Annotated in this window: 8 protein-coding genes and 1 pseudogene; 2 read left to right on the forward strand and 7 right to left on the reverse strand. The window is 71.4% G+C overall.

Going from position 1 to position 5,174, the window contains the following annotated elements; all coding sequences use genetic code 11:
- The 7 genes from Q0C81_RS15620 to ccmC form a co-directional block, all read right to left on the reverse strand.
- On the reverse strand, window positions 1–985 hold a 985-nt coding region (locus Q0C81_RS15620), incomplete at its 3' end, for a hypothetical protein (RefSeq protein ID WP_291839979.1).
- Entirely contained in the window at window positions 985–1,632 is a 648-nt protein-coding gene (locus Q0C81_RS15625; protein WP_291839982.1) for a hypothetical protein, read from the reverse strand. The genes Q0C81_RS15625 and Q0C81_RS15620, both read right to left, overlap by 1 nt.
- Before the next feature lie 135 nt (window positions 1,633–1,767).
- Window positions 1,768–2,427 (reverse strand): thioredoxin family protein, encoded by a 660-nt coding sequence (locus tag Q0C81_RS15630; RefSeq protein WP_291839985.1) that lies wholly within the window; start codon window positions 2,425–2,427, stop codon window positions 1,768–1,770.
- Between the two features lie 173 nt (window positions 2,428–2,600).
- The gene (locus Q0C81_RS15635) at window positions 2,601–2,858 is read right to left on the reverse strand and encodes a hypothetical protein (protein ID WP_291839988.1); all 258 of its coding nucleotides are present in this window, start codon (window positions 2,856–2,858) and stop codon (window positions 2,601–2,603) included.
- Between the two features lie 68 nt (window positions 2,859–2,926).
- On the reverse strand, window positions 2,927–3,493 hold the full coding sequence (locus Q0C81_RS15640) for a DsbE family thiol:disulfide interchange protein (protein WP_291839991.1): 567 nt from the start codon (window positions 3,491–3,493) through the stop codon (window positions 2,927–2,929).
- A complete protein-coding gene (gene ccmD / locus Q0C81_RS15645; protein WP_291839994.1) occupies window positions 3,490–3,684 on the reverse strand; it encodes a heme exporter protein CcmD in 195 nt (64 codons plus the stop codon). Before ccmD ends, Q0C81_RS15640 begins: the two co-directional genes overlap by 4 nt.
- Entirely contained in the window at window positions 3,684–4,406 is a 723-nt protein-coding gene (gene ccmC, locus Q0C81_RS15650) for a heme ABC transporter permease CcmC (RefSeq protein ID WP_291839997.1), read from the reverse strand. Before ccmC ends, ccmD begins: the two co-directional genes overlap by 1 nt.
- Window positions 4,407–4,499: 93 nt before the next feature.
- Here ccmC and Q0C81_RS15655 point away from each other — a divergent pair, with 93 nt between their 5' ends.
- A complete protein-coding gene (locus Q0C81_RS15655) occupies window positions 4,500–4,724 on the forward strand; it encodes an alkylphosphonate utilization protein (RefSeq protein WP_055754537.1) in 225 nt (74 codons plus the stop codon).
- A gap of 75 nt (window positions 4,725–4,799) precedes the next feature.
- Window positions 4,800–5,174, forward strand: a pseudogene (locus Q0C81_RS15660) (peptidase S41); the annotation flags it as partial.

A 5,174-nucleotide genomic window follows, 5' to 3' on the forward strand; every position in this document is an offset into this window, starting at 1 on the left:
AGGCCGTCCGGCGCGGCGCGGCGGCGGTCGGCATGGCCGGGCAACCCGGGCTGCGCGCCGCCGGATCGGCGACCAGATAGCAGCGCAGGGCCCGCAGGCTCGACACCGCCGGCAGGCTGGCCAGGGCGTAGCGGTCGGCCAGCCAGGGCGTCGCCGCCAGCGCGTCCAGATCGGCGTCCTCGCCCCGGGGCGGCGCCGTGGTCAGCACCGACAGCGGCAGGGTCGACAGGGCGCCCGTGGTGACGGTGATCAGGGTGGTCTTGTCCTTGAAGGTCTCCTCCACCGGCAGGATCAGCTCGGAATAGAGGCGATAGCTCTCGGACCGGTCGAAGGGCGCCGGCTGCCGGCCCGCGAACAGGGTCGGGTCCACGTCGTCGCCGCGCGGCGCGGCGGTGGCGCTGAGCGAGCGGCGCAACGTGTCGACCGCCGCCTTGAGCCGGCCCTCGTCCAGCGTCTCGGACCGGGTCCAGGCCACCCGCTCGCGGGTCACGGCCCAGACATAGGTCGCCTCCGGATTGGCCAGAACCAGCAGCAGGCCTTCGTCGGGGCGCAGCAGCTGCTGGGTCTCGGCGATCGACAGGGCGCGCGGACTGGTCAGTTCGGAATAGGCGGGGAAGCGCGCCTCGATATCGGCGTCGATGACCCCCAGCCGGCCGGTGGCCGCCTCCCAGTCCGACTGGGTGCGGGTGCGGACCGCGAGGTCGGCCGGGTCGGTGGAGGCGTAATGGCGCTCCAGCTCGCGCTCCAGCCGGTCGCGGCGGACGATCAGGTCCTCCCGCTCCTCGGCCAGCCGACCCAGCGTGTCGTCGCCCTGGGCGAAGCGGGCGGACACCCGAGCCAGGGCGTCGGCGGCGTCCGAGGCGATGGCCCACTGGGCGGCCTCGAAGGCCTCGGCGCGCAGGGTCTCGGGCGTATCCGGATCGGCCGGCGCCGCGCCCGCCGCGAACAGCAGGCCGATCGCCGCCAGGGCCCCCGCCCAACGCATCAGTTGCTCAGCACCTGGATGCTGGTCCAGACATCGCCCCGGTTGGAGATGGCGACGCGCATCTTGCCCCCGGTGCGCGAGGAGACGGTGCAGACCGGATAGTGGTCGCCGAAGCCGTCGCGGCAGACCGTGGCTCCGCGCTGATCACGGATGGTCAGGTCGATGTCGGTGTCGCCGTCGCCGATGGCGGCGACCCGCAGCACCTCGCCCGCGCGGGCGTCGACCTCGAAGCCCCAGCTTTCCCGGGCCTGCAGCTGTTTGACGGTGAACACCGGCCCCGCGCCGAAGGGCGAGGAGCGGACGCCGCGCGTCATGGGCTCGCGCAGGCGGTCGATGGCGTCGATGATCGGCTGGTTGCCCGCCGACAGGGCCGCCGCCTCGTCCAGCAGGCGGCCGGGGGTCAGGATGGGCTCAGGCCCCTCGCCCTGACGGACGGGCACCTCGGACAGCAGCCGGGCGGCCATGATCAGGGCGCCGGCGTCGCCGCGTTCGCGGCCCCAGGCGGCCAGTTCGGCGGCGGTGACGGCCTGGGCGACCCCGCGGGCCTCGGGCGAAACGGCGGACTCGGGGTCAGGCGAAAACGCGGCCGCCCCCGCGGCCGCGGCCAGGACGGCGGCGACCGCCAGCCCCTTCAAGACAGGCTTCATGCCGACCATGCGCGGATCCCCCAATGCCGTCGCCCCAATCGCCAGGAACGACGTCTCGGGGCCGATCATGCACTGTGCGGGCGTACGAGAGAACAGGGTACTGATTGAAGCTGACGACGGGACCGGCGCCGAAGATCAGCGGCTCTCCAGAACGGCCCCGTTCAGGATGCGTCGGTCCGCGCGCGACTGGACCAGGACGGCCACGGCCTGGTCCGCCGACGGCGCGTCCGGCAGGGCGTAGAGGACCGGGCGGCCGGCCCAGGGGCCCAGCACCCGCACGGACCGGACCACGTTCACGTGCCGGACCTTCTGGCCGCGGTTGTCGCCCGAGGCGATCTCCACCGTCTGCGCACCCGGCGTGTAGAAGACGGCCACCACCTCGGCTCCACCTGACGGCGGACGGCCCGAGCCGACGCCGACACGGTCCCCGGTCTCGCGGAACTCGATCTGGGGCGGGAAGGTGCGGCGAAGCCCCTCCTCGTCGATGGCGGCCTGCAGCGCCTCGGCGGTGGCGGGGGCCTGACGGCGGCCGTCGATCACCACCTGCGGCGTCGAGACGTTGCGCAGGCGCAGGGCGTGGCGATAGTCGCGCTGGCGCTGGGCGAACTCGGGGCGGGCGAAGGTGTCGGCCCAGCCCAGATAGTCCCAGTAGTCGACGGCGTAGGTCAGGACGATCACGCCCGGTTCGGCGGCCACGGCCTCGACATGGGTGTTGGCCTCGGGACAGCCGGCGCAGCCCTGGGCGGTGAACAGTTCGACCACGACCGGCTCGACCGGCGTCGCGCGATGGCGCACGCGCGTCGCCGACGGCTGGGCCGAAGAGGCCGCCGCAAGCAGCGCGGTCAGGGCGACCGCGACAGGAAGTGTCCACCCCCGAGTACGCATGCGGACACCTTAATCACGCCGGACCGGCCAGTGGCGGTCATTTTCGCGTGAGGGGCGCGTCAGATCCGTCCGCCGACCGGCCTTCAGACCCGGATATCGAGCAGGCTGCCGGGTCGGGTCGACCGCAGGGCGGCGTCGCCTTCGGCGGGCCGGGCCGCGACCGAGCGGACCGGGGTGTCGCGCACCGGGGCCGGTGCGACGGGCGCGGCGGCCTGGACGGCGGGAGCCGAGGCGTTCGACAGGGCCGCGTGGAAAAAGGCCGACCGCGAGGTCTGGACCGGAGACGGCGGCGTCTGCGACGGGAACAACGGCGACGGAACGGGCGGGCGAATCGCGCTCATGCCGACAGGGTTAATGAAAACCGTCGGAAATGGGTTAACGCCCGCCCCGCAAGGGTTCTAGCGGCCCCTCAGCGGCGGGTGGCGGTCGGCAGGGGGCGCGGCGGGGCCTGGATGGCGGCGACCAGACGCTCGATCTCGGCGTCCTCCAGCATCGGTCCGGAGAATTTCGCCACCACATTGCCCATGGCGTCGACCGCGAAGGTTTCGGGCGCGCCGGTGATGCCCAGATCCAGCCCGGCCCGGCCGTCCTGATCCATCAGGACCATCGAATAGGGATTGCCCAGTTCGTCGAGGAAGGCGCGGGTCTTGGCCGGATCATCCTTCCACGCCACCCCGACGACGGCGACGCCGCGCGCCTGCAGAGCCATCAGCTTGGGGTGCTCCGCGCGGCAGGGCGTGCACCAGCTGGCGAAGACGTTGATCAGCATCGGCTTGCCGACGCCGGCGGTCTTCAAATCCACATGGCCGGGTCCGGCCTGGGCCCCGGTCAGCATGGGCAGGACCGTTTCGGGCACAGGCTGGCCGACCAGAGCCTCGGGCTTGACCGAGGGATCGCGCTTCAGAGACCAGCCGATGAACAGGGCGGCCAGGGCGACCAGCACCACCAGCGGAACGACGGCGAACCAGCGGCTCATTTCGTTTGCCCTGCCGCGCCTGGCGCTGCTTGAGGGCGGTCCGGATCGTTCTCCAGCCGTTTTAGCTGCGCCGACCAGCGGCGGGCCGCCAGCAGGGCGCGAGCGGCGAGCGCGGCCAGAACCACGGCGCTGATCCCCCAGGCGGGCCAGACGTAGGCGGCGTATTTGCCCATGTCGAAGTCGAGCATCATCAGGCCTCCAGAGCCTTGCGGGCGCGGATGGACAGCACCCGGCGGCGCACGATCTCGGTGCGGATGGCGGTGATCCAGACGGCGAGGAAGAAGGCCAGATAGGCCCCCATCATGACCAGCAGCGGAGCCAGCATCCCCTCCGCCAGCGACGGCCCGTCGGAGCGGATCAGGGAGGCGGGCTGATGCAGGGTGTTCCACCAGTCGACCGAGAATTTCACGATCGGCAGGTTGATCAGGCCGACCAGGCCCAGCACGGCGGCGGCGCGCGCCGCCTTCGCCTCGTCGTCGATCGAGGCCCGCAGCGCCATGTAGCCGATGTAGAACAGCAGCAGGATCAGCTCGCTCATCAGCCGCGCATCGCCCCAGACCCACCAGGCGCCCCACATCGGCTTGCCCCACAGGCTGCCCGTGACCAGCGCCAGAAGCGTATAGGCGGCTCCCGGCAGGGCGGCGGCGCGCGCCGCGGCGTCGGCCAGCGGGTGGCGGAACACCAGGGCGAAGAAGCTGGAGACGCCCAGCGCGCCGTAGATCATCAGTCCGACCGAAGCGGCGGGGACGTGTACGAACATGATCCGGACGGTGTCGCCCTGCTGGTAGTCCTCGGGGGCCGTGAAGGCGAGCCATGTCCCGACAATCAGCAGCACGACGGCGGCGCCCCACAGCACCGGAACGAGCGGGCGCGTGAAGCGGGCGAAGCGGTCGGGATTGGCGAGGCCGAACATGATCGGGGTCTTTAGTCGCCTATCGCGCGTCGCGCTACTTGAGGCGTTGCGGGAGCCGTGTGCTAGAGCGTCGCGCTCAGAAGAGGACCGATCATGACCGACGACGTGACCAAGGATTCCAACGGCAATATCCTCGCCGACGGCGACAGCGTGACCCTGATCAAGGACCTCAAGGTCAAGGGTTCGGGCGGGGTGACGCTGAAGCGCGGAACCCTGGTCAAGAACATCCGCCTGACCGGCGACACCGACGAGATCGAGGCCAATGTCGAGAAGGTGCGCGGCCTCGTCCTGCGCACCGAGTTCGTCAAAAAGGCCTGAGCAACCTTACGAAGGCTTAAGTGGCGGCGCCCTGACGGCATGGCTACCCCTGGGAGCGAACCGAGGGGATGCTTCATGACCGCCACCGCCCGAACCCTGCTGACCGCCGCGGCGCTGGGCCTGATCGCCGTCGCGCCCGCCCACGCTCAGGAAGCGGCGGCCGCACCGTCCATGACCGCCGACCGCGACTGGTCCGCCGCCTTGGTGCACGACGCCACGGCCCTGCACGACATCATCGCCGACAGCCATCCTGGGATGCACGATCCTCTCAACCCGGGCTTCCGAGGTAAGGTGGATGAGGGGCTGGCCCTGGCCTTGCGCCGTGCGCGTACGACGACCGACGCCGGCGGCTGGTGGTGGGCGTTGCGGGCCTATGTGGCCAGCTTCGACGACGGCCATGTGCAGATCGGCATGAAGGACGGCTCCTATGGCTTTCCGGCCCGCTGGCCG

Origin of the sequence: Brevundimonas sp. (genome assembly GCF_023259385.1) — a bacterium.
Taxonomy (GTDB): domain Bacteria; phylum Pseudomonadota; class Alphaproteobacteria; order Caulobacterales; family Caulobacteraceae; genus Brevundimonas.